The sequence below is a fragment of the Marinomonas sp. G8-14 genome (genome assembly GCF_055808935.1).
In genome coordinates, this window is the sequence record NZ_CM147891.1 from 4,052,347 (window position 1) to 4,078,809 (window position 26,463).

The 26,463-nt window shown below is 44.7% G+C and carries 19 protein-coding genes and 6 pseudogenes; 5 read left to right on the plus strand and 20 right to left on the minus strand.

What is annotated here, in order from left to right:
* The first annotated feature begins 131 nt into the window (after window positions 1–131).
* Together typA and dtd are read left to right on the plus strand one after the other, a co-directional pair.
* Entirely contained in the window at window positions 132–1,952 is a 1,821-nt protein-coding gene (gene typA / locus AC0L6V_RS20775; RefSeq protein WP_265220217.1) for a translational GTPase TypA, read from the plus strand.
* A gap of 178 nt (window positions 1,953–2,130) precedes the next feature.
* Window positions 2,131–2,565: a D-aminoacyl-tRNA deacylase gene (gene dtd, locus AC0L6V_RS20780; RefSeq protein ID WP_265220218.1), complete on the plus strand. Its 435-nt coding sequence runs from the start codon at window positions 2,131–2,133 to the stop codon at window positions 2,563–2,565.
* 18 nt (window positions 2,566–2,583) lie between these two features.
* Here dtd and lhpI read toward each other — a convergent pair whose 3' ends face one another.
* The 9 genes and pseudogenes from lhpI to AC0L6V_RS20825 form a co-directional block, all read right to left on the minus strand.
* Complete coding sequence (lhpI, locus tag AC0L6V_RS20785; RefSeq protein WP_265220219.1) at window positions 2,584–3,534, minus strand: bifunctional Delta(1)-pyrroline-2-carboxylate/Delta(1)-piperideine-2-carboxylate reductase; 951 nt, start codon at window positions 3,532–3,534, stop codon at window positions 2,584–2,586.
* Between the two features lie 159 nt (window positions 3,535–3,693).
* Window positions 3,694–4,464: a twin-arginine translocase subunit TatC gene (gene tatC, locus AC0L6V_RS20790; RefSeq protein ID WP_265220220.1), complete on the minus strand. Its 771-nt coding sequence runs from the start codon at window positions 4,462–4,464 to the stop codon at window positions 3,694–3,696.
* 43 nt (window positions 4,465–4,507) lie between these two features.
* Window positions 4,508–4,918 (minus strand): Sec-independent protein translocase protein TatB, encoded by a 411-nt coding sequence (tatB, locus tag AC0L6V_RS20795; RefSeq protein WP_265220221.1) that lies wholly within the window; start codon window positions 4,916–4,918, stop codon window positions 4,508–4,510.
* A gap of 3 nt (window positions 4,919–4,921) precedes the next feature.
* Window positions 4,922–5,140, minus strand: coding sequence for a Sec-independent protein translocase subunit TatA (gene tatA / locus AC0L6V_RS20800; RefSeq protein WP_111606744.1), 219 nt, complete (start codon window positions 5,138–5,140; stop codon window positions 4,922–4,924).
* Between the two features lie 15 nt (window positions 5,141–5,155).
* Window positions 5,156–5,488 carry a phosphoribosyl-ATP diphosphatase gene (locus AC0L6V_RS20805; RefSeq protein WP_111606745.1) on the minus strand — a complete coding sequence of 111 codons (333 nt, stop codon included), beginning with the start codon at window positions 5,486–5,488 and terminating at the stop codon, window positions 5,156–5,158.
* 16 nt (window positions 5,489–5,504) lie between these two features.
* Window positions 5,505–7,150 (minus strand): annotated as a pseudogene (gene ubiB / locus AC0L6V_RS20810) (ubiquinone biosynthesis regulatory protein kinase UbiB).
* A gap of 2 nt (window positions 7,151–7,152) precedes the next feature.
* Entirely contained in the window at window positions 7,153–7,908 is a 756-nt protein-coding gene (ubiE, locus tag AC0L6V_RS20815; protein WP_111606747.1) for a bifunctional demethylmenaquinone methyltransferase/2-methoxy-6-polyprenyl-1,4-benzoquinol methylase UbiE, read from the minus strand.
* 98 nt (window positions 7,909–8,006) lie between these two features.
* Entirely contained in the window at window positions 8,007–9,536 is a 1,530-nt protein-coding gene (locus AC0L6V_RS20820) for a GGDEF domain-containing protein (protein ID WP_265220222.1), read from the minus strand.
* Between the two features lie 16 nt (window positions 9,537–9,552).
* Window positions 9,553–10,173: a thiol:disulfide interchange protein DsbA/DsbL gene (locus AC0L6V_RS20825; protein WP_409419016.1), complete on the minus strand. Its 621-nt coding sequence runs from the start codon at window positions 10,171–10,173 to the stop codon at window positions 9,553–9,555.
* A gap of 236 nt (window positions 10,174–10,409) precedes the next feature.
* On the opposite strand from AC0L6V_RS20825, the pseudogene yihA reads away from it, so the two are divergent.
* Window positions 10,410–11,055: pseudogene (gene yihA, locus AC0L6V_RS20830) on the plus strand (ribosome biogenesis GTP-binding protein YihA/YsxC).
* Between the two features lie 80 nt (window positions 11,056–11,135).
* Here yihA and gshA read toward each other — a convergent pair.
* From gshA to AC0L6V_RS20860, 6 genes and pseudogenes are all read right to left on the minus strand, one after another.
* Window positions 11,136–12,728 (minus strand): glutamate--cysteine ligase, encoded by a 1,593-nt coding sequence (gene gshA / locus AC0L6V_RS20835; protein ID WP_265220225.1) that lies wholly within the window; start codon window positions 12,726–12,728, stop codon window positions 11,136–11,138.
* Between the two features lie 162 nt (window positions 12,729–12,890).
* Window positions 12,891–14,237 carry an N-succinylarginine dihydrolase gene (gene astB / locus AC0L6V_RS20840; RefSeq protein WP_409419017.1) on the minus strand — a complete coding sequence of 449 codons (1,347 nt, stop codon included), beginning with the start codon at window positions 14,235–14,237 and terminating at the stop codon, window positions 12,891–12,893.
* Window positions 14,238–14,280: 43 nt separating this feature from the next.
* Window positions 14,281–15,751 (minus strand): annotated as a pseudogene (gene astD / locus AC0L6V_RS20845) (succinylglutamate-semialdehyde dehydrogenase).
* 26 nt (window positions 15,752–15,777) lie between these two features.
* Entirely contained in the window at window positions 15,778–16,713 is a 936-nt protein-coding gene (astA, locus tag AC0L6V_RS20850; protein ID WP_321160379.1) for an arginine N-succinyltransferase, read from the minus strand.
* 14 nt (window positions 16,714–16,727) lie between these two features.
* A pseudogene (locus AC0L6V_RS20855) lies at window positions 16,728–16,829 on the minus strand (arginine N-succinyltransferase); the annotation flags it as partial.
* Between the two features lie 160 nt (window positions 16,830–16,989).
* A complete protein-coding gene (locus AC0L6V_RS20860) occupies window positions 16,990–17,913 on the minus strand; it encodes an arginine N-succinyltransferase (RefSeq protein ID WP_418138573.1) in 924 nt (307 codons plus the stop codon).
* A gap of 182 nt (window positions 17,914–18,095) precedes the next feature.
* On the opposite strand from AC0L6V_RS20860, the gene AC0L6V_RS20865 reads away from it, so the two are divergent.
* Entirely contained in the window at window positions 18,096–18,317 is a 222-nt protein-coding gene (locus AC0L6V_RS20865; RefSeq protein ID WP_265220227.1) for a DUF1653 domain-containing protein, read from the plus strand.
* Window positions 18,318–18,343: 26 nt separating this feature from the next.
* Here the strand turns inward: AC0L6V_RS20865 and AC0L6V_RS20870 are convergent, their stop codons facing one another.
* The 5 genes and pseudogenes from AC0L6V_RS20870 to AC0L6V_RS20890 all read right to left on the minus strand — a co-directional run bounded on the left by AC0L6V_RS20870 (window position 18,344) and on the right by AC0L6V_RS20890 (window position 24,647).
* Window positions 18,344–19,183 (minus strand): LysR substrate-binding domain-containing protein, encoded by an 840-nt coding sequence (locus AC0L6V_RS20870; RefSeq protein ID WP_418138574.1) that lies wholly within the window; start codon window positions 19,181–19,183, stop codon window positions 18,344–18,346.
* Entirely contained in the window at window positions 19,170–19,382 is a 213-nt protein-coding gene (locus AC0L6V_RS20875; protein ID WP_418138575.1) for a LysR family transcriptional regulator, read from the minus strand. The genes AC0L6V_RS20870 and AC0L6V_RS20875 overlap by 14 nt, the downstream gene beginning before the upstream one ends.
* 26 nt (window positions 19,383–19,408) lie before the next feature.
* Window positions 19,409–22,497, minus strand: a pseudogene (locus tag AC0L6V_RS20880) (efflux RND transporter permease subunit).
* A complete protein-coding gene (locus AC0L6V_RS20885) occupies window positions 22,497–23,612 on the minus strand; it encodes an efflux RND transporter periplasmic adaptor subunit (protein WP_265220232.1) in 1,116 nt (371 codons plus the stop codon). The pseudogene AC0L6V_RS20880 and the gene AC0L6V_RS20885 overlap by 1 nt, the downstream one beginning before the upstream one ends.
* A gap of 116 nt (window positions 23,613–23,728) precedes the next feature.
* Window positions 23,729–24,647 (minus strand): annotated as a pseudogene (locus tag AC0L6V_RS20890) (LysR family transcriptional regulator).
* A 186-nt stretch (window positions 24,648–24,833) separates the two neighbouring features.
* On the opposite strand from AC0L6V_RS20890, the gene AC0L6V_RS20895 reads away from it, so the two are divergent.
* Entirely contained in the window at window positions 24,834–26,324 is a 1,491-nt protein-coding gene (locus tag AC0L6V_RS20895; protein ID WP_265220233.1) for a CoA-acylating methylmalonate-semialdehyde dehydrogenase, read from the plus strand.
* The last annotated feature ends 139 nt before the right edge of the window (window positions 26,325–26,463 follow it).

A 26,463-nucleotide genomic window follows, 5' to 3' on the forward strand; every position in this document is an offset into this window, starting at 1 on the left:
TATTCACAAATATCAGGGTACAATTGCGCGAATTTTACCCCGCACCAAGATTCGAGACGCTTGAAGAGCATACTTGTTCGTATCAAGCGGCGTTACATCTTTTTGCTCACGCTAAACGCAGAGAACTATAAATGTCTAATGATATCAATAAGTTACGTAACGTAGCTATTATTGCCCACGTTGACCACGGTAAAACAACCTTGGTTGATCAGCTATTAAGCCAATCTGGCACATTGGATCGTAAAGATCAAGGTTCTGAACGAATCATGGATTCTAACGACCAAGAAAAAGAACGTGGCATCACGATTTTGGCGAAAAACACGTCAATCATGTGGAACGACTACCGTATTAATATCGTGGATACACCTGGACACGCCGATTTTGGTGGTGAGGTTGAGCGTGTATTGTCTATGGTTGATTCTGTACTTTTGTTGGTTGACGCTGTGGATGGTCCAATGCCGCAAACGCGTTTTGTAACCTCAAAAGCATTTGAGCGTGGCCTACGTCCTATCGTTGTTATCAACAAAATTGACCGTCCAGGTGCTCGTCCTGATTGGGTTATGGATCAAGTGTTTGATTTGTTCGACAGTCTTGGTGCAACAGAAGAGCAGTTAGATTTCCCTGTTATTTACGCGTCTGCTATCAACGGTATTTCTGGTAATGATCCAGAGAACATGGCGGAAGACATGACGCCGCTGTACCAAATGATTGTAGACAGTGTGCCAGTGCCAGATGTTGACCCAGATGGCATGTTCCAAATGCAGATTTCTGCATTGGATTATGATGCTTATGTCGGTGTTATCGGTATCGGCCGTATCACACGCGGTAGTTTGTCTCCAAACCAGCAGGTTGTTGTTAAGTCTGCTGATGGCAAAGAGCGTAAAGGTAAAGTGTTAAACGTGAAGGGCTATCATGGTCTGGCGCGTGTTGATACCGATAAAGCCGGTGCTGGTGATATCGTGTGCATTACGGGTATTGATGGCTTGAGTATCTCTGATACCTTATGTAATCCTGATTGTGTTGAAGCATTGCCAGCATTGTCAGTGGATGAGCCGACGGTAAGTATGACCTTTATGGTCAACGATTCTCCTTTTGCCGGTAAAGAAGGTAAATTTATTACCACTCGTAATATTTCAGACCGTCTTGATCGAGAGCTTATCCATAACGTGGCATTGCGTGTTCGCCAAGGTGAAACACCGGATAAATTTATTGTATCTGGCCGTGGTGAGCTACATCTTTCTGTATTGATTGAAAACATGCGCCGCGAAGGCTTTGAGATGGGGGTTTCCCGTCCTGAAGTGGTCCAAAAAGAAGTCGATGGCAAAATCCACGAACCTTTTGAGCGTGTCGTTATCGACGTTGAAGAGCAACATCAAGGTTCTATCATGGAAGAGCTTGGTTTGCGTAAAGCGGAATTGACCAACATGGAACCCGATGGAAAAGGTCGTGTGCGTCTTGAATTCATGGCGCCTTCTCGTGGTCTAATCGGTTTCCGTGGTTTGTTCCTAACGCTCACTTCTGGCTCTGGTATTATGACCAGCGTATTTGATCATTACGGTCCTGTAAAAGACGGTGATGTAGGTGGTCGTCAGAACGGTGTGTTGGTCAGCATGGTGACAGGTAAAACAGCGGCGTTTGCTTTGTTTAACCTACAAAGCCGTGGTCGTTTGTTCTTGGGTCACGCGGTTGAAGTATATGAAGGTCAGGTCATCGGTCTTCATTCACGCGATAATGACTTAACGGTTAACCCAGTTAAAGGTAAGCAGTTAACGAACATGCGAGCCTCTGGTACGGATGAAGCTTTGACCTTGACGCCACCGATTCGTCACACGCTTGAACAAGCACTTGAGTTTATCGAAGACGACGAGTTGGTAGAAGTGACGCCAGTCAGTATTCGTATTCGTAAAAAACTATTGACTGAAAACGAGCGTAAACGCGCTGGTCGTAAGTAATAGCGATTTTTGAAAAGGTATGAAAGTACCCTTTACAAAGAGCAGCAGCAAATGAATTCATGCAAATGAATTCGTGAGCGACAGAAGCGCCTTCGGGCGCTTTTGTTTTTTCTAAACTTTGTTAAAGTCAGGTGTTTTATTTAGCTGAGTGAGTATTGGTAAGTAAAAGGAGATAGGGATGAAAGTCTTGGTGCAGCGAGCGTTAAATGCGAGCGTTGTTGTTGATGGTGACATCATCGGCGCAATTGATCATGGTCAGCTAGTATTGGTCGGTATTGAGAAAGGTGATACCGAGACGGACACTCAAAGGCTGGCTGATAAATTGTTGAAGTACCGTATGTTTAGTGATGAAGAGGGCAAAATGAACTTAAATGTTCAGCAGGTTTCTGGTGGTGTCTTATTGGTGTCGCAATTTACCTTGGCTGCTGAAACTAAGAAAGGTTTGCGTCCTGGCTTTTCTACAGCCGCAATTCCAGAAGAGGGAGAGCGTCTGTTTAATGACTTTGTGAATAAAGTGCGTGCTCAATACAGTAAGGTTGAAACAGGGCGTTTTGGAGCCGACATGAAAGTCTCTTTTACCAATGATGGCCCTGTTACCTTTATGCTTGATTAAGTCTTATATTTGGTTGATTTACGGACGGTTCAGCAATTGGTAAACATGATAGGCACTGGCTACATCGGCAAGAGCAGTGCCAACCGATTTAAATAAAGTGGTTTGGCTGTTGTTGAGTCGACCTTTTATTGTCCCATTACACAGCTGCGCAAGTTCACCTTGTAGGTGATCCTCCTTGATGCAGGCCTCCTCCAGTGGGATTAAAATATCGCCCGCTTCGTTTAATACATTCAAGAGGCTATCGACAATGACATGCGACATTTTAACGGTAGCGGAGTCGCATTCTCGACAGTGTCTGTGGTGATTACCCACCAGATCTATATGAGTGCCAGCAGCAAGAGAGGCGCTTTTAAATAAGGGGGTTGGGCTGCCAGTGGCGCAACTGATGATATCGACGCCAGTAATCACTTCTTCATAATGTGCACATACCTCTACGTTAAGGTCGGGGCGAATATGTTTGATTTTTTGTTGTACCTTGCGCATTTTTTCTTCTGAGCGACCATGAACATAAATGGTATGAAGTGGTCTAACGCTGGCGTGGGCGAGTGCCATATAAGGCGCTAATTCCCCTGTGCCAAACAAGAGAAGTGTGCAGGCATCTTCCTTTGCCATATAGTTAGCAGCCAGAGCTGATACAGCTGCGGTTCGCCAATACGTTAGACTGGTGCCATCGACCAGAGCGAGCGGCGCGCCAGTTGGTCGAGAAAAAAGTAACACTTGGGCGGCGACAGTGAGGCGTCCTTTTTCTGGGTTTTCCGGATAATGAGTGAAGGATTTCACGCCTAATACTTCTTCTGTCCATGCGGGAAGAACCGCAAACGTATCATGCTTATCCAACGAGCCGCTGGGTAAAGGGTATATTTGTCTTTGTGGCATTCCAAAACTCTGTTGGAACGTTTTCTCAATCGCTGGAATCAGTGTTTCAAAGCTCAATACTTGGTTGACAGCATTCGCATTTATTATCTGCATAGCGGGAAAGCCTCTCAATATACGTTAGGTTGTTCAGCACAATAGCACTCTGGCATAAATCGATGAAGAGTCGTTTTGTTGAGAGAGGGCGGTGATATAAAAAAAAAGCACTTGAATTAGGTTCAAGTGCTCTAAAAAATGATGGTTAAGTTTGAGGTTTTACTGAGCCGACTGAGTGCTTTCACTCCGCTCTTCGCTACCATCGACAACCACTTTAACAGTGCGTCCCGCCAAAAGGCCCAATTCAAACAGCAACCACATAGGTATGGCTAGCAAAGTTTGCGAGAAAATATCAGGCGGTGTGATCAACATGCCAACGACAAAGCAACCTAGAAAAATATAAGGGCGCTTTTTTGCTAAAGCCGCAACGGTTGTCACACCGGCTTTGATCAGCAAGTAGGTAGCGACAGGAATTTCAAAGGTGACGCCAAACGCAAAGAAGAGTTTGAGTACAAAGTTTAAATAATTATTAATATCAGTCATGACCGTGACTTCGCCAGGTCCTACTGTCGTGAAAAAGCCAAAAATCAATGGCAGAACAATGTAATAGGCAAACAAGATGCCAGCATAAAAAAGGAAAATACTGGACACCAATAAGGGTATCGCAATTTGTTTTTCATTTTTGTACAAGGCTGGGGCAATGAAGGACCATGCTTGATACAGGGTATAAGGAACAGAGATTAAAACAGAAACAAAAAATGTCAGCTTTAGGGGGGCTAAAAAAGGCGAAGCGACTTCTGTTGCTATTAATGAGCTGCCAGGAGGTAGCAAAAGTCGTAATGGTTCAGACACAATAAGGTATAAGTCGTTGGCAAACGCATATAGGCCAACAAATAAAATCAGTATCGCTAAAACCGACTTTAGTAAACGATTTCTAAGCTCGAGAAGATGAGCAACCAATGGTGCTTGATTTGAAGAATCTGTACTCATAATGCGTCACATGTCCGCGTATAGTTTGTCAAAGTTCGTTCCGTTAAGGACGAGATGTGGCTTCAGGCGTTTTCTCTGTATGGTTTGCCGGTTGGTCGATCTCTATCGCTGTGTCTGCTTTTAGTTTATCGGATAACGGTGCTTGTTCTGCTTCAATGTTCGCTTGAGCGTCTTTATGCTCAGCAACTGGTTCTTGAGTTGCCACGGGTAAAATCGTGTTTTGAATAGCACGTTCCTCTTTTAAAAGGCGTTGATTCGTTTCACTGATTTTTTGCTGAAGTTCCTCTTGATCAAGCTGAGCATTAATTTCTCTTTGTACGGAATTAATACTGCGTTTTATTTTACGCACCCACAACCCAGCCATTTTAGCAGCATGAGGCAAACGTTCAGGGCCGAGCACTAACAGGCCAACAACGAAAACAACAAGCAGTTCAGAAAAGCCAATATCGAACACAGCTTAGGCGCTCTTATCGTCTTTTTTGACATCAGCATCAATCACTTTGTGCTGGGCGACTTTGTCATCTTCTGCTTTGTCGTCTTTATCAACGGCTTCTTTAAAGCCTTTTACGGCTCCGCCTAGGTCCGACCCGAGATTTTTAAGTTTTTTGGTGCCAAAGATAAGAATTAGGATGGCTAATACGATCAAAAGTTGCCAAATACTGATTCCACCGAACATATTTTTCTCCCATTTTTATTTGTTACGATTGGCTTTTTCGTCTAAGCCAGACAAGTTGAATCGACGTGCTAATTCATCCAATATCGCCTCTGGGCCAATATCTAAATGAGATAACATGACAAGTGTGTGAAACCAGAGATCTGCTGTTTCATAAATCAAATCAGACTTATCGCCAGAGATGACAGCATCTTTCGCAGCAATGATGGTTTCAATGCTTTCTTCGCCTACTTTCTCTAGGATCTTATTTAATCCCTTTGCGTGTAGACTAGCAACATAAGAAGAATCAGCGGCGGCGGTTTTACGTTGTTCTAGAGTGGCTGCTAACTCAGCCAATACATCGGATCTCATTATAATCTCTCGAATGTTACGGTTTTAAGACAAGTAGGTAAAGGCCCACAAGAAATAAGCCTAGGCTAGCTATATCAGCGGTTTGTAAGTGTTCTAGTGACTCAGGGTCTGTCACCATCCAAGCGCTTGCCAAACTCAATATGCCCAACAAACGAAAGGGGGTGTTTTTACGTCCTTTTTGTAATTCCTTACTAAGTTGCTCAATGGCTTGGGTTTGTGCTTGCATACGTTCTTCTTGATGGGACATTTGAGACAATGCCGTATAAATCAAGTTAGGAATTTGTGGTAATTGGCCAGCCCACTGTGGTGCTTGTTTGCGCACTTCTTCCATGACACGTTTTGGTCCCATTTGTTCACTCATCCATTTTTCTAAGAAGGGCTTTGCCGTTACCCATAGATCCAAATCTGGATACAGTTGACGTCCTAACCCCTCAATGTTCAATAATGTTTTTTCCAATAAAACCAACTGGGGTTGTACTTCCATGTTAAAGCGACGTGCCGTTTGGAATAATCCAATGAGTACTTGACCAAAAGAAATGTCTTTCAGTGGTTTTGCAAACATGGGTTCGCAGACACTGCGGATAGCCGATTCAAAAGCGTGTACAGGAGTGCCTTTTGGTACCCAGCCACTTTCCACATGCAGTTCGGCGACTAAACGGTAATCGCGTTGAAAAAATGCCAGAAGATTTCGAGCTAAGTAGCTCTTATCAGCATCGTCTAAGCTGCCCATGATCGCGCAATCAATGGCAATATATTTAGGTTTTTTGGGGTTACTTACATCAACAAAAATGTTGCCTGGGTGCATATCCGCATGGAAGAAACTATGTGAGAAAACTTGAGTGAAGAAAATTTCAACACCACGTTCTGCCAAGCATTTCATGTCCACGTTAGCTTTGTTCAGGGCTGCAATATCGGCAACAGGAATACCTGAAATACGTTCCATCACCATGACATTGCGATGACTGAAATCCCAGTACACTTGCGGTACATAAAGCAGATCAGAGTGAGTAAAGTTGCGCTGCAATAAACCGGTATTGCCAGCTTCTTTGGCAAGGTCTAGTTCATCTAAAATAGTGTATTCGTAGTCGGTTACTACCTCTACTGGTCTTAAACGACGACCATCGGCGCTCATATTCGCAACAAGATGGGCCAAGGTGTAAAGCAAGCTGATGTCTTTGCTGATGGTTTTTTCTATATGAGGGCGGATCACTTTCACTACTACTTCTTCGCCAGAGTGCAGTGTTGCAGTGTGAACTTGGGCAATGGAGGCGGAAGCTAATGGAGTAGCTGAAAATTTAGCAAAGAGCCTCGGAAACTGGGGCTTTTAAATCTCTTTCAATAATAGCTTGAGCGACATGGCCTGGAAATGCCGGCACCTTGTCCTGAAGCTTTGCTAGCTCATCAGCAATGTCATCATCCAGTAAATCGCGCCTCGTGGATAATATTTGTCCAAATTTAACAAAAATAGAGTACCAAAGACTCTAGTGCTAGCCTCAGTCGCTCGCCTCTATTTTGTTGTGCACGTTTACGCCCAATAGCGCACACAGCGCCAAGCGTATAACGAATGTACCAAGGCAGTAGACCAAAAGGAATAAAGACATCAAGGCGAAATCGAACGACGGTAAATACAATACGCAATAAGCGAAAAACACTGGTTAGCATAACTAGAATTTAAACCCTTTATGAAGCGCAACAATGCCGCCGGTTAAGTTTTGGTAACTGGTACGCTCAAATCCAACATCATCCATCATGCTTTTTAGTGTTTCTTGGTCTGGATGCATGCGAATGGACTCAGCAAGATAGCGGTAACTGTCGGCGTCATTAGCGATCAACTTGCCCATGGCTGGTAGTAAACGGAAAGAATATTGATCGTAGACTTGTGATAAGAGTTCGGACTCAGGCTTAGAAAATTCAAGCACCAATAAACGTCCACCTGGTTTTAATACACGGTACATAGAGGCGAGTGCTTTGGATTTATCCGTCACATTGCGCAAACCAAAAGCAATGGTAATGCAGTCAAACGTATCGTCGGGAAATGGCAGTGCTTCTGCATTGGCTTGGACAAATTTAACATTACCGACCACACCTTGGTTAGCAAGCTTATCACGACCGACTTTTAGCATAGAATCGTTAATGTCAGCGAGAATAACCTGACCTTGTGTACCTACAAGACGAGAAAATTTAAGGGTTAAATCTCCTGTGCCACCAGCGATATCAAGAACGCAATGCCCAGCGCGGACACCAGATTGACTAATAGTATGACGTTTCCAAAGGCGATGGATACCACCGGACATCAGGTCATTCATGATGTCGTATTTTGCGGCTACGGAGTGAAAAACTTGTGCGACCGCTTTTACTTTTTCGTCGGTTGGGATTTCTTTAAAGCCAAAGTCAGTGGTTTTTTTCTGATCGTCTTGCATAAACTACTTCATCCTACTGGCGGTATCATGCGCCATATTCTTTATTTAAGCGGTTATTGTAACCGTGTCGGCAAGGCACGGGTACTGCTTTATCAGTACTATTTGTGTGCCATGACCTTATTTCGTCCTGCTTCTTTCGCTAAATAGAGCTGCTTGTCGGCGCGAGAGAACAAGGATTCCGGTTCTTCTTGAGTATGCAATTCCGCGACTCCCATTGAGACGGAGATAGAAACGGGTTCGCCTTGCATATTAAAAGGGGTTTTGATAACAGCAAGGCGAATGGCCTCTGCACGTTCTATGGCCTGAGCGAGCGTGGTGTTGGGGAAAATAATGACGAACTCTTCACCGCCATATCGGAAAATCAGATCCGTTTTATCCAGAACACTACGAATTTGTTTTGGCACCAGTCTAAGGACCTTATCGCCAGCCAGATGCCCCCATGTGTCATTAACTTTTTTAAAATGGTCTATGTCGCAAACGGCTAAGCAAAGTGATTTTTGGTTTTTCTGTGTGACTTTACACAAGGGCAAAATGGTGTCTTGATAGGCTGTACGGTTAGGCAAATCTGTTAGCGTATCTGTCATTGCTTGGGCAAGTTTCTCTTGTAATAACGAGCGCAAGGATACCGTATCTTTTTCCATTCGAGTGACCTTGTTTTTTAGCAAGGTAATGGACTGTGTAGCATGCTTTTCTTGTTCGACCATTTTGGTCTTGTATTCTGTCATGGTAGTGGAAATAGTCGACAACCTATCGTTGATAATGGCTTTAAGGCTGTCTAGGTCATCGGCGCTGTTAACGGCTTTTGAGGTATCACTCACTTGTTTTTGTAGTTTTGTATTAAATCCTTCGCGGCTTTCAGATAAAGATTTTTGTGAAAAGTAGCTGCTGGAAATAGATTCGTTGATGCTGGCCAGTTGCTTATTTAGTTGATTGAGATAATTGGTCAGGCTTTCTTGATTTTTGCCGATCGCAATCATAATCAAGCTGATAACTTCATCCAGCAAACTGGGCAGTTGCTGTAAATTATTATTGCCGAGTAGTGCTTTCTTTAAGTCAACAACGTCTTCGTCGTAATGACTAGGCAAGGACAAATTATTCATGAGGCCTGCCAGAGTATGGCTAATTTGCATCATGATGTCTTGATCATTTCTTTGTGAATCGCTTGTGCTACGGTTTCGATTGAATAAGCGTTTAAAAAACGAACTGCGTGCGGGATCGACTTCTGCTTGGCTGAGAGTGTTTTCTGCCAGCGTTAGAAAGCCTTTTAACAGTTGAGGCCATTGTGAGGCAGACTGCCAGTGTAAGCGTATTTGTGCTTCAAGTTGTTTCTTTTCGTTTTGAGGGACACGTTTACTTTCTTGCTTTTCAAGAAGGTTGATAAGCTCTTCTAAAACGCTTCGAACTTGCCTAGCTCGGCTTGCTTGTGCCTCGTCGCTTTGAATTAATAGAGGTTCCGCATTGTTAAGAACCTCTTGTATTTCTTCAGCATTGGCACCTTTGGTAATGGCTTGCCGTATTTGGCGTACGACGGAATCAAGTTTTGGGTCGTTTCCTTCAGCCAGCATGCTGGTTCTAGAAACCGCTTTACGTAACACTTCAATCAGTTTGTCACTGGATGATTCCGTCATATTTCACTAAGTCCTACTATTTTTGACGTTCTTTCTCGATTAAGAAGTCAACCACTTTAAAAATGTTTTCATTGCCATTGGCGCTTTCCGCACTGACTAAATACTTACCATTGACAATAATGCCAGGAACGCCACGTGCACCGTAGGCACGTATTTTTGCATCGGCTTGGCTTAGGCGACTGTTGACGGCAAAAGAATCATACTGTTTACGGAAGTCATCTTCGTTAACACCGTAGTCGGCAAAAAAGCGTGCCAACGCATCTTCTGAGTTTAGATTACGGCGCTCAACATGGATAGCATTAAACAGATCAGCACGAATTTTATCTTCCATACCAAGGAGATCAGCGACATAAAAGGCTTTTGCATGCGCTAACCAGCCACGTCCAAATACAGCTGGCAAGAATTTGAAGTCAACATCACTCGGCAAGTCTTTTTTCCATGCTTGGACAAGAGGTTCTAGGCTGTAGCAATGTGGGCAACCATACCAAAAGATTTCGGTGACTTCGATTTTATTTGGATCACTGGTTCTCACAGGGGTTTTGATTGTCGTATAACCATTACCATCACTGTATTCCGCGGCAACCGCAGAGAGAGGAATCAGTAAAGAAAAGATCAGTGCTGACAAAAACTTTATCATGGAGTGCTCCTAGTTATATCTGTTTATAAGGTATTCATACATGATGCACAGAATTTCAGTAGAATACGATTCTATCAGGGCTCTAGCGCGCTGATTTTCCAGTAAGTTTACATGAAATTTACACGCATCTCCTTTTGCTGTGAACAACATGGCATATCATCGAGTTTGCTGGCATTATATACAGCAAATGAAATAAACCTAAATGCCAATTCGAATCTACTGATGAATACCAACTTATGACCCCTTTTGACTCTACTTTCCAATCTGCACATTTTATCAAAAGTGCCGAAAAACTTTCTCAATGTCCTTTAGACCAAGGTGTCGAAGTGGCATTCGCAGGACGCTCGAATGCGGGTAAGTCTACCGCCTTAAATACCTTGACGAATCAACGTAAGTTGGCACGTACGTCTAAGACACCAGGTCGAACACAGTTGATTAACTGTTTTGGAGCTCAATGTCGATGATCGTCGTCTTATTGACCTTCCTGGTTATGGTTTTGCGAAAGTGCCGATCGCCATGAAAAAAGTGTGGCAAGCGCACATGCAAGACTACTTGATGAATCGCCGTTCATTAGCGGGCGTGGTTCTCGTGATGGATATTCGTCATCCATTGAAAGAGTTTGATGAAATGATGCTCGACTGGGCGAAATCTAACCGCATGAAAGTGCATGTGTTATTAACTAAGTCTGATAAGTTAAAACGTGGGCCAGCTAAATCGACCATGTTGGCTGTACAGCGTGTGATTAAAACATTGGGTGTTGATGGTTCAGTACAGACTTTTTCTTCTTTAAGTGGTGATGGTGTCGATGAGTTGCGCACGAAACTGGCAGAATGGTTAGTGCTTGATAATCTTGAAGATATTCCAGTATCACCAAACGCTTAATCATTTTGTAGGTCGTGTCTTTATCCTTAAAAAGGGATGTCGACAAAAATGTCGGACTAAAGCCACGACCTACAATACATTCATTGTGGTGTTAAATATGCCGCTAGGAAAGTATCAAAGTCCACTTCATCAGCGGCTTCAATGGCTGCTTGGTCTTGTAAAGAGCGTTCTGCTTTGTCCATAAACTCACGAGTCAGTTCCTGAGTTAATGGGCAAGCCATCCATTGAGCTTGTTGTTCTTTTGACAACGCTAACATGGCACTTTGATAGCCTTGTTGTGCTTTGCAACGCGCTAACAACTGTGCAGAAGGCAGCAGAGTTTCGTCAGCCAGTTTCTCTTTTTGGATTGCTACTGCTTGCTGATAGGCTGCATTCCCTGTTTTTTGCGACAAAAAATTAGCAACTTGGGTTAACTCATCAAGCATCTGCTCGGCTTTGTGGCGCAATTTAATTGGGCCTTTGCCAAAATCAAAGTCCATCTCCAAGTCACGACCATGGGAAGCAATTTCTTGCTGCATTTTACGCAGTTGTTTGCATTCTTCACTGCCAAGATGCTCGTCGCCACGCAACATGCAGTAAAGCAAAAACACATCAATAAAATACAAGGTAGACGATTGCATACCGATAGAAGAACTTGGATCTAAGTCCATAATGCGTACTTCAATGTATTCAACCCCTCTCGCATGCAAGGCAGCGCTTGGGTGTTCGCCTGGCTGCGTGACACGTTTTGGACGAATATCACTGTAATATTCGTTTTCAATCTGCAACAGATTGCTATTAAGCTGACGATATTGCCCGTCCACTTTTACGCCGATGTCTTGGTAACGTTGATAGGGTGTGCGTAATGCATTTTTGATGGTGCTGATATAAGTATCGACTTCGTTATAACAGACGTACAGATCGGCTTGGGCTTTATTTTGATAGCCAAGATCGCTCATACGAAGTGACGTTGCTTTCGGGCCGAACCAAGTATGCTTTTCAAGTGTTGTTAAGCTGTCTGGCTTTTTGGGTAAAAAACTGTCGTCGATGGCTGGAGAAGCCCCAAACAGTAATGAAAGCATCCAAGAGCTGCGGCGAAAGTTGCGAATCAAAGCGAAATAACTATCAGACTGGAAGGTTTGTTTTTCGCTGGCAGATAACGCCGTTTTGCCTTTGTATTGCTCCAAAAATGTCCAGAAGTCTTTATCAAAGGAAAAGTTATAGTGCATACCTGCAATACATTGCATGATGCGACCATAACGATTGGACAAACCTTCACGGTAAACGCGTTTTAGTTTGCCAGTATTGGATTCGCCATAATAGGCAATCGGTACATCATCATTACCAGCAAGGTAACAAGGCATACTCGCGGGCCACAAACATTCGTCTTGATTAAATAGCTCATGGTTAACCAAGTTATGAATGTCTTCTAGCTCCTTGATTACCCCTTCCACGCTTGGATGAACACCCGTGATAAATTCCATGAGAGATTCAGAATAATCCGTGGTAATAGAACTATGAGTCAGTGCTGAGCCTAATGTTTTTGGGTGGGGCTTATGGGAAATGCGGCCCTCAGTGCGATCAACTCGTAACGCTTCACGTTCCACACCGCGGTGGAATGTGAGTGCTGATGTTGTCGCGGCTTGTTGGCAGTGGGCTGCCAACGCTTGCAAAGCATCGGATAAGGTGGTCAAGAAGTCTTCCTTCTATTGAATAAGGCCAAATTTAATTTGCAAGGATTGTACTCGGCAGAGCTTATTCGCAGCAAGCAAGAGATACTCTGTGCGCATTAATTACAGAATTCATGGCCTGTGTTTCTCTTAAGCCTGTTCTAGATCCATTTAACGAAGAATAAATTAGGTCTGAAATTCATAAACGTTACCTAAATTCAATATTTTGGTGAGTTCATCCAACGCAGTACGGCTTTCTATTAGCAGTTGAGGGTCCGCCAAATCTTGTTCGTGTAGCTCGTCTCGATAGTGTTTATCTATCCAGACATTTAAACGTTCAAACAAAGTATTATTCATTATAGTGGATGGATTAATCGCCGCTTGTTCAGCTTGCGTTAAAGCAACGCGAAGTCTTAGACAAGCTGGACCACCGCCGTTGCTCATGCTTTGTTTGAGGTCGAAGACTTTGATCTCATTGATTGGTGATTGACCAGCCACTAGGCTATTTAAATATGCCCAAACCGCTGGATTATTTTCACATTCTCCCGGTACAACCAGCACCATGTCATCGTCACCACGGCTTAATAATTGGCTGTTAAACAGGTAAGACTGAATACAATCTTGCACCGATACAGCGTTGCTTGGTACTTCAATCAGGTGAAACTGAGATGCTCTGTCGCCCCAAGCTGTGAGCAAGTCTTGCTTCATTTTAGCCGTGTCCAAGAAGGCTTCTTGGTGATAGAAGTGCGCATTGCGATTACCCACGGCGATGACATCATTGTGGAAGACACCAGCGTCGATGACGTCTGGATTTTGCTGAGCATAAACCACTTGATTGGCTGATAATCCATGACGACGAGCCACCGCTTGAGAGGCTTCTAAGGTATGGCGAGCCGGGAATTTAGCCGGTTTAGGGGCGTTGCTGTTGAAGGCTTCCATGCCGTAGACAAAGAATTCGATGCCTTGTTCGCCATAGCTATGGCAAAAACGTGTATGGTTCGCTGCACCTTCGTCACCAAAGTGGTCGACGCTGGGCAAAGCGGGATGATGGGCGAAGTGTTTTTCGTCGTTGAAGGTGGCTTGCAAAATTGCGCCAGTGGTTTCGTGCTCTATGGAGCGGTGGAATTTATTCACTAAGTTGGCTGGCGTGAAATGCACGCGTTTGTCATGGGTGTCGCCACTTGGCGAGACGGTTGCGGCATTGGCGGTCCACATACAGGACGCGGAACTAACCGCAGCAAGCAGCTTGGGGGCTTGTCTGGCAGCTTGTTCCAATATGCTGGCGTCTGTTCCTGAAAAGCCTAAACGACGCAGTGTTGGGATATGTGGTCGTTCGTGTGGGGCAAGTACGCCTTGTACAAACCCCATATCTGCTAAGGCTTTCATTTTGACCAAGCCTTGTTTGGCTGCCGCTTTTGGATTAGATGGACGTGCGGAGTTATTTAATGAAGCGACGTTACCAAAAGATAGGCCGCTGTAGTTGTGGGTTGGGCCCACTAAGCCGTCAAAATTGGCTTCTGTCGCTGTATTCATCATTACCTCTAAATATCGTTAGTTTGGTTTTGTATTGAGGCTGCTATAGCGTCAAACCATGTGCAAGCTTTTCGGGCATGGTTAGGCTATCAGCTTCAATACTGGCAACGGGGTACGCGCAATAATCTGCAGCATAGTAAGCACTGGCTCTGTGGTTGCCGCTGGCGCCCGTACCGCCAAATGGTGCATTACTTGATGCGCCAGTAGTTTGGCGGTTCCAGTTGATGATGCCTGCTCGGCTGTGTTGTAGGAACCATTCGTACTCTGCAGCGTCGTCGGACAAAATACCGGCCGATAAGCCAAATCTTGTGTTATTAGCGATGCTCATGGCTTGATCCAAGGAATCATAGCGAATCACGGTAAGCAGTGGGCCGAAGTATTCTTGGTCTGGCAGTTCGTCTAGCATGTCGGTGGCATCGATAATGCCCGGTGTCACGAAACCTGTTTGGCTATCGCCGCGGGTCATTTCTAAGATAGGAGATGCCCCTAGCTTAATCAGTTTTTGGTAGGCTTGCAGTAAACCGTCAGCCGCTTGCGCTGATACAACAGGCCCCATAAAAGGCTGTTCGTCAGCGTCAAAGCGATCAATCTTGAGCGCTTTGGTTGCCGTTACTAAAGCGTGCAAAATGGCATCGCCTAGCTTGCCTTTGGGCAATAATAGACGACGGGCGCAAGTACAACGTTGCCCCGCAGAAATAAACGCCGACTGAATAATTTCATGTACCGCCGCACGTTGATCCGCGATTTTTTCAGATACCAATAATGGGTTATTGCCACCCATTTCTAGCGCTAAAATTTTGCCCGGATGGCCAGCAAAGTCTTTATGTAAAATGTGACCAACTTGAGGGCTGCCGGTGAAGAATAATCCGTCGATTTCTTGATGATTTGCTAGGGCGACGCCTGTCTCACGCTCCCCTTGAATCAAGTTAAGTACGCCAGCTGGCAAGCCTGCTTTTTCCCATAATTGAACGATTAGGTCAGAGGTCGCGGGTGCTTGTTCGCTTGGTTTAAAAACGACGGTGTTGCCAGCAATCAGCGCTGGCACTATGTGCCCGTTAGGTAAATGCCCTGGAAGTTATAGGGACCAAATACGGCAACGACACCATGTGGACGATGACGCAGACGCGCAGTGGCTCCAGGCATTGGCGTGGTTTTTCCCCCGTTCGTTCGTGGTAAGCCTGTATAGATATGGCTACTTTTCCGACCATGGCGGCGGCTTCGGTGCGCGTTTCCCAGATTGGCTTACCTGTTTCACGGCTGATAACGGTCGCTATGTCTTCGCTGTGTTCTTTAACTAGAGCTGCGAAGGCTTCAATAACACTTAAACGCTCTTCTAAAGGACGGTTTGCCCAACTAGGAAAGGCAGTACGAGCGGCTTTGATAGCAGCGTCGACTTGTTCAGCTGTGGCGGTATGAGCTTGCCATACTAAACTGGCGTCCGCTGGGTCGATAGAGCGTAGTAACTGGCCTTCGCCTGCTAACCATTGGCCATTAATATAATGTGCTTGTTTCATGATAGCTCCTGTTAATTCGTGCGCATTTATCTTGAATAGGGGGATAATTCCACGATTCGAACGGGTTCTTTATTTGTTATGCAAAGGCTGTCTGCTTCTTCTTGAGTGAGAGTCATCGCACTTCCCGGAGGTATGGATCGCTGAATTAAAATGCAGCGGAAATCAGCTACTTTGGCATTCGACACAAGGTAGAAACAGCCTTCATTTGGCGAATTGCACAACCCTTTGGGTTGGCCGATGTTAGCCAGACAAAGACGACTATCACGAACGGCACGGATATCTTGAACTCTGGCTTCTAAACTTGGACCACCATCAAAAATATCCACATAGTTTTCGTAGCGAAAGCCTTCTTGCTCTAATAAGCGACGAGCTGGTACGGTATTTTGATGAACCTGTCCAAGTACGTCTCGAGCCGCCTGCGGTAGTAGGTTCACATAAACAGGATTATTGGGCATAAGCTCAGCGATAAATTGTTTATTACCTTGGGCGGTTAATTCATCCGCTTCCTTGAAATCGATGGAAAAAAAGTGACGACCAAGGCTTTCCCAAAAGGGCGATACACCGTTTTCATCACTGACACCACGCATTTCCGCGAAGACTTTTTCCGTAAAACGTTCAGGAAATTGCGCCATGAACATAAAGCGCGCTTTTGACAGTAACTGGCCGTTTTTAGAATGGCGGTAGTTTTCTTCTAAAAATAAGGTGCAAATTTCGCTGCAGCCGGTGAAATCGTTGTTGAGTATCAGCGTCGGGATAGCATTATGAACGCCTAATTCTCTTGAGGCATGGGTGATGGTGCCGAGATGATAGCTGTAAAAGGGTTCGTCTAAACCAACCGTGGCCAATATGCCACAGGTGCCGACAATATCTCCGGTGGTGCTGTCTTCGAGCACCATAAGATAGTCTTCGTTGTTTGGTGATACGACATTTTCTTTGGCAAAAGAGCGTATGGCTCCGTCAATTTTTTTTGCAGTACCGCTTCGTCGGTTACCAAGGAGGTAAAGCCAATGCCAGTCTTTTCTGCAAGTCGATAAAGTGACTTTAGGTCATTTTGACAGATAGGGCGTATGACCATCATGATGAGTATCCTTTTTTATAATTAAGCGCTGTGAGCGGCGCAAAAATTTTTTATATATGATTATTAATATTATAGAGCGACCCATTGGATTCGGCTTCCAGAGGAGATGCCCAATTTGTCTTGAGTGGCTTTTTCGAGTGCTAATCCCGCGACTTGTGGCTCAGCGGAAGCGGCTGTGACTCGAAAGGTTTCCAGATGTCCTGCTGAAATAAGATGCATCGAGCTCCTTACTGCTTTCGGTCAGTGTTAACGCTTTGCCCATTTTTTGCTCAGCAATAGTGTGAAGGCTTTCTGTACGTGCCTCTATGGTGGGTCCAGCATCAAAAATATCCACGTAACCGCGGAACTCGAAGCCTTCGTTTAGAAGAATGTCAGCACTTTGACTGGACTCTTCATGGACGACACCTATGACGTCTTGTGCGGCCTCAGGCAAGGTTGGGACATAAATCGGATAGCGCGGCATTAATTCGGCGATAAAGTGTTTGTTACTGACCCCTGAAAGATAGTCTGCTTTTTTAAAGTCCATGGTAAAAAAATGTTTGCCAAGCGCATCCCAAAATGCAGATTGACCCTGTTGGTCATTTTCACCACGTAATTCGGCAAATAAACGTTTGGTAAAGCGCTCTGGATAGCGAGCAATGAACAGCAATCGTGCTTTGGACAACAGTGACATGGCGGTCGGATTCTGGTGAGCTTTATCGACCACCAGTGCGATGAGCCTGCTTGTTCCGCTATAGTCATGGCATAAAAAAAGGGCAGGAATGCGATTATGAATTTGCAGCTGTGGTGAGGCATGTACGACTTCGTCTATGCGATAGCTGTAAAACGGGGTATCAACGCCCACCATGGCATCAATGCCACAACAACCGACGATTTCACTGTTATTGGTATTCACTAGCACAAACAAGTAGGATTCGTTTCCTGGCTGTATCACGTCGGTTTGCAAAGAGCGGCGTGAAGAGGCAATTTTGTCGTTCAAGCGTTCTCTATTAGCAGGGAAGTTGGTAATACCAATGCCAGCTTGTTGAGCAAGACGCTCCAAAGCAGGTAAATCGGCAAAGTCTGCTGGACGTACAAGGTACATAGGGTCATCCTATTATTCATTGTGGACACTGAATGAGAGTTCTTTAGTGTCTTCTTCTAGATGCTGAGTATTATTGCTGAGTTCGAGATGAGCTGTAAGATGGAGACTTGTGTATTTGCGACAGGTTTTTCTGCTTATTGGCTTGAATTGGTCGATTTTTTTAAAGTATGGCGGTTTTGATTATGAGACAAGGTGTTTATCAACATTATAAAGGGGCTCTATATTGGGTAGAGCGTGTGGTTAAACACAGCGAAACGGAAGAAGAATTAGTAGTCTATCAAGCTATGTATGGTGAGTTTGGCTGGTGGGCAAGACCACTGAGCATGTTTCAAGAAACAGTATGCATTAATGGCGAAAATATCCCGCGTTTTGATTTTCTTCGTTCGCAGCGCGACGCGGGATAATGGCTATTTTGATCTGAGTCGTTTATTTAGATTGGCGGATGCATCCAAGGGGATTCACGCATAAAGTAAATAATCTGCTCTCTCAACCAGCGATGCGCAAGATCATTGTTAAAGCGTTCATGCCAAAAAATATGAATAGGATGACGCCCATCGTATTCGTCTAGATCTAATACTTCTTTTGGGATAGGCAACAACTTGACTGGATAAAAATGGGCTTTTTCACACATCACTTGCAGGAACAAATCACCGATAGAGCGTGAGGTGACCAAAGCCATACCGCGCTTTACCGCTTGCATGGCGACCATTAAGCTATCTGTCTCTAAGCTGGGCAGTATAACGTGGCCTTGTTGCTTAAGTTTTTGTTCGGTTTTTGAGAAAGAGCTATGACGGTGGCTGCGTAAATGGTGGGTGACGACCTTATGACGCAGCAATTCCTCTAATGTCACCTCGTCTTTGTGAAAGAGTGGGTGAGCTTCACTGAGCACGATACAGGCTTCCATGTAGCCGATTAGCTTGCTGCGAACATTTCCCGGTGTATCACTGACGCGCATAATCCCCAGATCGACATTGCCTGAAACCAGCTCATCCAGCTGTGAGTCTCCCCAAGAGCTGATGGATAAGCGTAAATTAGGTGCCTGATATTGCAAAGATGCCAGCAGGGGCTCAATAAAGTTTTCCAAATCGCCTTCGTCAGCACGCAATTTGAAGCGTCTATCTAGGGTTTTTAAATCCAGAGAGTTAGGGTTCATGAGTTCTGACAAAGAACTTAAAATGGGCTGAATCAAATCTTGCAGCTCGGATGCTCTTGCCGTGGGCGTTAATCCATAAGCCTGACGCGTGAAGAGTGAGTCTTTAAAGAGCCTCACGAAGTCTTTGTAGGCTCTTACTGAGAGCAGGCTGAGTCACATTCAGTCTTTCTGCTGCCCGTGACACACTGCCTTCTTCCATGATGGTTACGAAAGCAACGAGTAGTTTTATGTCCAGCTTTAAAATGTCGTCTAGGTGCATAATCTTCTCGATAAGATAGCGTAGTTGTAAATCAAGAGCCTTAATGCCTAGGGACACTAAGGCTCTACCAAAGTAGCTAGCGATTAGTCGAATTCGCTATGGTGACGATATTTGACACGGAATAGTAAGGTGTAAAACACGGGTACCGCGATAAGCGTCAAAATGGTCGCAAAGCCTAGGCCAAACGAAATAACCACTGCCATGCCTTCAAAGAAACCATCAAATAGCAATGGAATCATCCCCAGAATCGTCGTGACGGCTGCCATGCAGACAGGTCGAACACGGCTTACTGCCGAGTTGAAGATGGCTTCGTATTTTTCGGTGCCTTGATCAAGTTCATAATTGATTTGATCAGCAAGTACGATACCGTTCTTCACCGTCATGCCCGATAAACTCAAGAATCCGAGTAGCGCCATAAAGCTGAAAGCGGAGTTCATCACCAATAAGCCAGTAGAAACACCGATCAAGGCTAAAGGTACACAGAACCAAATCGTCAGCGGTACACGAATTGAGTTAAACAACAATATCGTGATAATAAACATGAACAAGTAACCCAATGGTAAAGCCTTAAATATGTTGGCTTGGGCGTCAGTACTGCTCTCGTATTCGCCCCCCATTCGAGTGTATAACCCGGTGGCAACTTGATCGCTTCAATCGCCCCACGAGTGCGAGTGAAGATCGACATGGCCGTTTCATCGCCTAAGATTTTAGGGTCAGCCATGACAGTGATTGTTCGTTTACGATCTCGACGTTCGATAATTGGATCTTCCCAGACCGTTTCAAAACCGGACACTAGAGTCGACAATGTCACATAGGAGCCAGATGCCGGACTGTAAATTTGCAAGTCACGGATTTGGTCAATGGACACACGCTCATTGGCTGGCGCTTTGCGAACGATGGGGAGAAGATCGGTGCCTTCACGATATAAGCCAATTTGAGAACCGGTAAAGTTCGTTAACAGTACATCGTCTAGCTCGGTTTTACTGATGCCTAAACGTCGTGCTTGAGCATCATTAAAAATAGGGCGAAGTACTTTAACAGGCTGGCGCCAATCGTCTTTAATATTTTCTAGTCCGCCATCTGCGCGATAAATCTCCTGAACCTGTGCGCTTAGTTGACGCAGAACTTTCGGATCTGGTCCGCTAATACGGGTTTCAAGCTTGGCACCAGTAGAGGGGCCTAACTGTAAGCGCTGCAATTTGACTTCCAGTTCAGGATACTCTTCTTGCATTTTGTAATGAAGGTCTTTAAACAAGTTTGGTATCGATTCTTCCGTTTTGGTTCGAACAATAAATTGCGCATAGCTGGCGTTTTCTTGCTTGGCATCATAGGTCAGCATGAAGCGTAACGCGCCTTGTCCTGTTGTAGAAGTGACGTTCTCAATACGCTCATCTTTCAACAAGTCTTGTTCAATATCTTGTACTTTTTTATAGGTGTCTTCTATGTGGGTGCCTTCAGGCATTTGAATGTCCATATAGAACATCGGCGTGGTTGAAGGTGGAAAGAACGCTTGTTTAACAAACTGGAATGCCCATCCCGATGCCACCAAACAACCAACCAAGAGAATGACCGTCATCCAACGGTAGTGCATGGCTTTGTCTAACAACCATTTATAACCGGTAAATATAAAACCTTGGTATGGGTCTACTTTTGTATCTTCTCCTGTTGCGTCACTATTTCTGTTTGCGATGCTTTCTTTAAAGAATAAATCACAGAAAAACGGCGTCAGTGTGATGGCGGTAATCCAGCTTAAAAACAGGGAAATTAATAATACATAGAACAACGAACCAACAAACTCGCCCACGGCATCAGGAGACAAGCCAATTGGTGCAAAGGCGGTGATGGCGATCACAGTGGCACCAAGCAATGGCCATTTAGTTTGCTTAACAACAGCGCTGGCGGCTTGCAGCTTGGTCATGCCTCTTTGTAGACCAATCAGTACTCCTTCGGTGACCACGATGGCGTTATCGACCAGCATCCCCAAGGCGATAATAAGTCCACCTAAGGAGATTCGTTGTAGGTTGATTTTGAAATAGTCCATGACAATAAAAGTGCCAAGGATGGTCAATAAAAGAATAATACCGATCAAGATGCCTGAGCGAATGCCCATGAAAACCAATAGTACCAGAATAACGATACCAACGGCTTCGACTAGGTTAAGTAAAAAGTTAGAGACAGAGCGATCTACTTCTTTAGATTGGAAGTAAATAGGGTCCATGCTGAGTCCAATCGGCTGCTGGTATTTTAACTCAGCAATTCGTTCTTCTAAGGCTTTACCGACCTCTACCACGTTCACATTGGCAGAAAAAGACACGCCTAACAGCAAAGATTTTGCGCCATCAAAATTGACTATGTGTGTTTTGGGATCGGCGTATTCGCGCTTAATGGTCGCGATATCACTCAAGCGTATAAGGTTGCCGTCAATGGGGGTGCCAACAATAAGATTTTCTAATTCGGAAATATCTTGAAATTCCCCAGTAGGGCTAATACGAATGTATTCGCTGCCGACTCTCACTTTGCCAGCGTTGGACACATTATTTTGATTTTTCAGCAGATCTTCTAATTGGCTGGGTGAAATCCCCATGTTAGCCAGTTTGGAGCGTGAAATTTCAATGGTAACCTGTTCGTCCTGCTCGCCTGCTACGGTGACTTTGGCAACGCCATCAACAAGAACCAATTCTCGTTTGACGTAATCTACGTAGTTTTCTAAATCCTTGTAGGGATAGCCTTCTCCATGAACAGCCAGCATGACACCATATACATCGCCAAAATCATCGACAACAATAGGTGTGCCAACGCCTGTCGGGAAGTTACCAGATATATCACGAATCTTTTTACGCACTTCGTCCCAAATTTGTTTTAGTTCTTGGGCGCGATAAGTGTCTTTAATCGTCAACTGAACTTTAGAATAACCTGCTTTTGACGTAGACGTGATTTTATCCACATAGGGCAAGTTTTGTAATTCACGCTCAATTGGATAAGTGACTTCTTCTTCGACCTGTTCTGGAGACGCGCCAGGATAATACGTGATGACCAATGAGTCCTTAATGGTAAACTCTGGGTCTTCAAGCTGTCCTAAGTTGGTAAACGCAATGATACCGCCGACTAGCAGAATCAGCGTAACCATCCAACTGGTGACTTTACGATTTATAAAATAGGCTGCAATATCCATTATAGGCCTCGCTCACGTGTCCAAGGACGAACTTGCATGGTCTCTGTTAAGCTGTAAACACCCGCCGCAACGATTTGTTCGCCAGCGTTTAATCCAGAGATAATTTCCACATGGTTACCTTGTAAAGAACCGAGCGTGACCGTTCTAGCTTCCAACGTATTATTATCACTATTGAATACCCAAACCGTGCTACTGGATTGCCCCGTACTCGTGTCTTCATGGCGCAGTACTGCTTCGACCGGTACTGTAATGTGTTTCTTTGTTCCTAGAATAGTGCTGAGGTCAAGATCGACGTTCGCTGTCATACCTGGTAGTAGAGTGTTTGTTGCCTTGCTTTGTCTGATTAGGCTTAAGGTAACGTCATAAGCCATTGTGGTATCATCGGGTGTGGTATTGTGTTCTTTATAAGCACCGTAAAGCTCTTCTTCTGGTGCCACATCAACCACTACTTTTGCCTTGTAATTTGAATGAGTGCTTTTAATGCTCACCACTAGGCTTTCAGGTACTTGGAACTCAACATCAAGGTTGTCGATGTTTTGAATGTGCATTAAGGTCTGCGTGGCACTCACGTATTGGAAATTTTCGGTGCTAACAGAAGAGATAACCCCATCAAATGGTGCAAAGACTTGTGTGTACTGCATTTGATTTTTTGCCGATTGTAAGGCGTTATTGGCTTGGTCCAATGAGGCTTTAGCCGAATCGTATTCTGATCTTGTGGTGGCATTTTGCTTGAAAATAGTTTGAATGCGTTTGAACTGTGCGTCAGCTAAATACTGATTCGCTTGAGCAAGCTCAACCTCTAGCCTGAAATCAGTGGGATCAAGAGAAGCCAATAGCTCGCCTTTTTTCACTCTTTGACCTGATACAACGTTCAGCTGCATCAATTGGCCACCAACACGAAACGCCAGATCGGCTTCTTCGCTTGCCTTTAGTTCAGCGGGAAAGCGTCGAATGTTAATCGCGTCGGTTGACTCAATGGTGATCAGTTTAACAGGGCGGACAATGTCTTTTTCGACAACCACGTCATCGTTTTGATCGGATGAGCAGGCCGATAAAAATAGTGAGGCCGCAAAGGTGATCCCCATTATTAAATTGCTTCGCTTTACGCACTTCATGCATGACTCCATATATTAGAAGATCTGGATACGATAATGAATCCATTTTATATCTCTTGTATAAGGATATGAATTTTTAAATATATATTAAAGATATGCTATAAATGAATATCTGGTTATGTTTTTTCTAACTCTTTTAAAAAGGTTTCCAATATCAGATTAGCACGTGCGCCTTTTCGTGTAATCGCGGAGAATTGTGTAATGTAATGACATTGTTCTGGCAAAATGGCTCGCATTCTTCCATCGCGTATCCAGCGCTCAGCGACATGATCAGGTAAAAAACCGATATAACGGCCAGTTAAAATAAGGAAAGCAATGCCTTCTCTGTCCGTGGCCGTCGCGCTTGCCGTAAGCGGCTGGTGTTGGGCTTTTATTTCTGGGGTTTGAGCATAGGCGGGCAATACGGCGTCAAACTCCTTGAGTTTGGCTTTTGAAAAGGTTTGATCCGCCATAGTGAATAACGGATGAGTATCGCTACAATAAAGCTTAGAGGTTTCTTCATAAAGTGGGTGGTAATCCAAACCACTGAGGATTTTTAAATCTGGTACGATACCAACATGCAAACGACCATCTAATACGCCACGCTCTATGTCTGTGGGTGGGATCATGCGAATATTGATTGTAACGTGCGGTCCCTTATCTTTTAGACTGGCCAGAGTACGGGTAATTCGAGTATGAGGAAGCGTCACAAGATTGTCTGTGATGCCAATATTGAGCCTCGCCTTTTAAGTGTTGGTGGAGAGCATTGATGTTGGTTCTGAAGTCTTCTATCGAAGATAACAGCTGTAAAGTGTAGTCGTATACCTGACTGCCTTCGTTTGTCAAAGAGAAACCGGATCGTCCACGTTGGCAAAGGCGAAAGCCTAAGCGAGTTTCCAAATCGGATATGGCAATACTGATTGCGGCACGACTGATGTTTAGCTCAACCTCCGCAGCGGAAAAACCGCCGCATTCGACCACAGTACGGAATATACGCAATATGCGCAGGTCCGCGTCGCTTATTTGGCTATGAAATTGGTTCACCTTCTTCCCCATTGTGCCCACTGCTAATGCGGCATCATTGATTCGTTTTATAGTTAAGTAATTCATTAACTAAGCGTTAATAAATTCAACTTTTTATAATCTATTACCATAGGCATAGTAGTGTCAACAGACAGTGTTTTTCTCTTTATCGTGTGGAGTTAAACCATGAAAACGAATTTTTTAGAGTAGGGAGTAACCATGGAAATCATTGGGCATTTGATAAACGGTAAGTACTCAGAACAAGCTGAACGTACTCAAGATGTATTTAACCCAGCTACTGGAGCGGTGGCGAAAAAAGTGGCCATTGCTTCCCGAGAAACCGTTGAAGAGGCGATTACAGCGGCTCAAGCCGCTTACCCAGAATGGCGCAATACTCCGCCCTTAAAACGTGCTCGTATCATGTTTAACTACAAAGCGTTATTAGAAAAACATGCGGATAAAATTTGTCAACTGATTGGCGCTGAGCATGGCAAAATTTGTCATGACGCCGCGGGTGAGTTGCAACGCGGTATTGAAAATGTCGAATACGCCTGCGGTGCGCCAGAATTATTGAAAGGTGAGTACAGCAAAAATGTCGGCCCAAACATCGATTCTTGGAGCGAATTCCAGCCATTAGGTGTGGTCGCGGGCATTACGCCTTTTAATTTCCCTGCTATGGTACCTTTATGGATGTTTCCAATGGCCATTGTGTGCGGTAATACCTTTGTTTTGAAACCCTCGGAGCGCGATCCAAGCACGGCGTTATTTATTGCTGAGTTACTACACGAAGCTGGCTTACCAGCTGGTGTCTTTAACGTGGTCAATGGCGATAAAGTGGCGGTTGATACCTTATTGGAAGACAAGCGAGTAAAAGCTGTGAGCTTTGTCGGTTCGACACCGATTGCCGAATACATTTACAGCAAAGCCAGCGCCAATGGCAAACGCTGCCAAGCATTGGGCGGAGCGAAAAACCACGCCATTGTGATGCCAGATGCCGACATGGATAACGTCGTTAGTCAGCTCCTTGGTGCGGCGTTTGGTTCATCTGGTGAGCGCTGTATGGCCTTGTCTGTCGCCGTCGCGGTGGGTAAAGCGGCAGGCGATGCCTTGGTGAGTAAAATGGCCGCCGCCATGAAACCGCTCAAAGTCGGCGAATGTTCAGACAAAACCAATGACTTTGGTCCTGTTATTACCAAAGAACACAAAGATAAGGTGGTGGGGTTTATTGACAGCGCGGAATTGCAAGGTGCCACCGTGGTAGTAGACGGACGTCATCCTCAGGTTGCAGGTTACGAAAAAGGCTTTTTTGTGGGGGCGACATTGATTGACGGCGTGACCAAAGATATGGACAGCTATCAGCAAGAGATCTTTGGCCCCGTATTACAAGTGGTTCGAGTGGATACCATGGAAGAGGCCATGACATTAATTAATGACCATGAATATGGTAATGGTACTTGTATCTTTACCCGTGATGGAGAGGCCGCGCGTTATTTCTCTGACCATATTGAAGTGGGCATGGTCGGTATTAACGTACCGTTACCAGTGCCTGTGGCATACCATAGTTTCGGGGGTTGGAAACGCTCTTTGTTTGGGGATCTTCATGCTTATGGTCCTGATGCCGTGCGTTTTTATACTAAGCGCAAAACCATTACTCAGCGTTGGCCATCTGCTGGCGTTCGTGAAGGCAAGAGCTTTTCTTTTCCTTCTTAAATAAATGGCTTATCTCAGGCATTTTTTATGAGAAATGCTTTTTAATAGCTGCCCTTTTTATAAGGGGTGGCTATTTTTTTGGGGCTTTACATTTGTTCTATCCATTAATGTTTGATATCGGTATGAATAGAGGGTTTTT

Bases quoted from the DNA above. Each gene is read 5' to 3' on its own strand.
- typA (WP_265220217.1), top strand. From the start codon at position 132: ATGTCTAATGATATCAATAAGTTACGTAACGTAGCTATTATTGCCCAC.
- AC0L6V_RS20825 (WP_409419016.1), bottom strand. From the start codon at position 10,173: ATGATAAAGTTTTTGTCAGCACTGATCTTTTCTTTACTGATTCCTCTC.
- dtd (WP_265220218.1), top strand. From the start codon at position 2,131: ATGAAAGTCTTGGTGCAGCGAGCGTTAAATGCGAGCGTTGTTGTTGAT.
- AC0L6V_RS20820 (WP_265220222.1), bottom strand. From the start codon at position 9,536: ATGACGGAATCATCCAGTGACAAACTGATTGAAGTGTTACGTAAAGCG.
- tatC (WP_265220220.1), bottom strand. From the start codon at position 4,464: ATGAGTACAGATTCTTCAAATCAAGCACCATTGGTTGCTCATCTTCTC.
- AC0L6V_RS20865 (WP_265220227.1), top strand. From the start codon at position 18,096: ATGAGACAAGGTGTTTATCAACATTATAAAGGGGCTCTATATTGGGTA.
- AC0L6V_RS20895 (WP_265220233.1), top strand. From the start codon at position 24,834: ATGGAAATCATTGGGCATTTGATAAACGGTAAGTACTCAGAACAAGCT.
- tatA (WP_111606744.1), bottom strand. From the start codon at position 5,140: ATGTTCGGTGGAATCAGTATTTGGCAACTTTTGATCGTATTAGCCATC.
- ubiE (WP_111606747.1), bottom strand. From the start codon at position 7,908: ATGCAAGACGATCAGAAAAAAACCACTGACTTTGGCTTTAAAGAAATC.
- lhpI (WP_265220219.1), bottom strand. From the start codon at position 3,534: ATGCAGATAATAAATGCGAATGCTGTCAACCAAGTATTGAGCTTTGAA.
- AC0L6V_RS20885 (WP_265220232.1), bottom strand. From the start codon at position 23,612: ATGAAGTGCGTAAAGCGAAGCAATTTAATAATGGGGATCACCTTTGCG.
- AC0L6V_RS20860 (WP_418138573.1), bottom strand. From the start codon at position 17,913: ATGTACCTTGTACGTCCAGCAGACTTTGCCGATTTACCTGCTTTGGAG.
- AC0L6V_RS20805 (WP_111606745.1), bottom strand. From the start codon at position 5,488: ATGAGATCCGATGTATTGGCTGAGTTAGCAGCCACTCTAGAACAACGT.
- astB (WP_409419017.1), bottom strand. From the start codon at position 14,237: ATGAATACAGCGACAGAAGCCAATTTTGACGGCTTAGTGGGCCCAACC.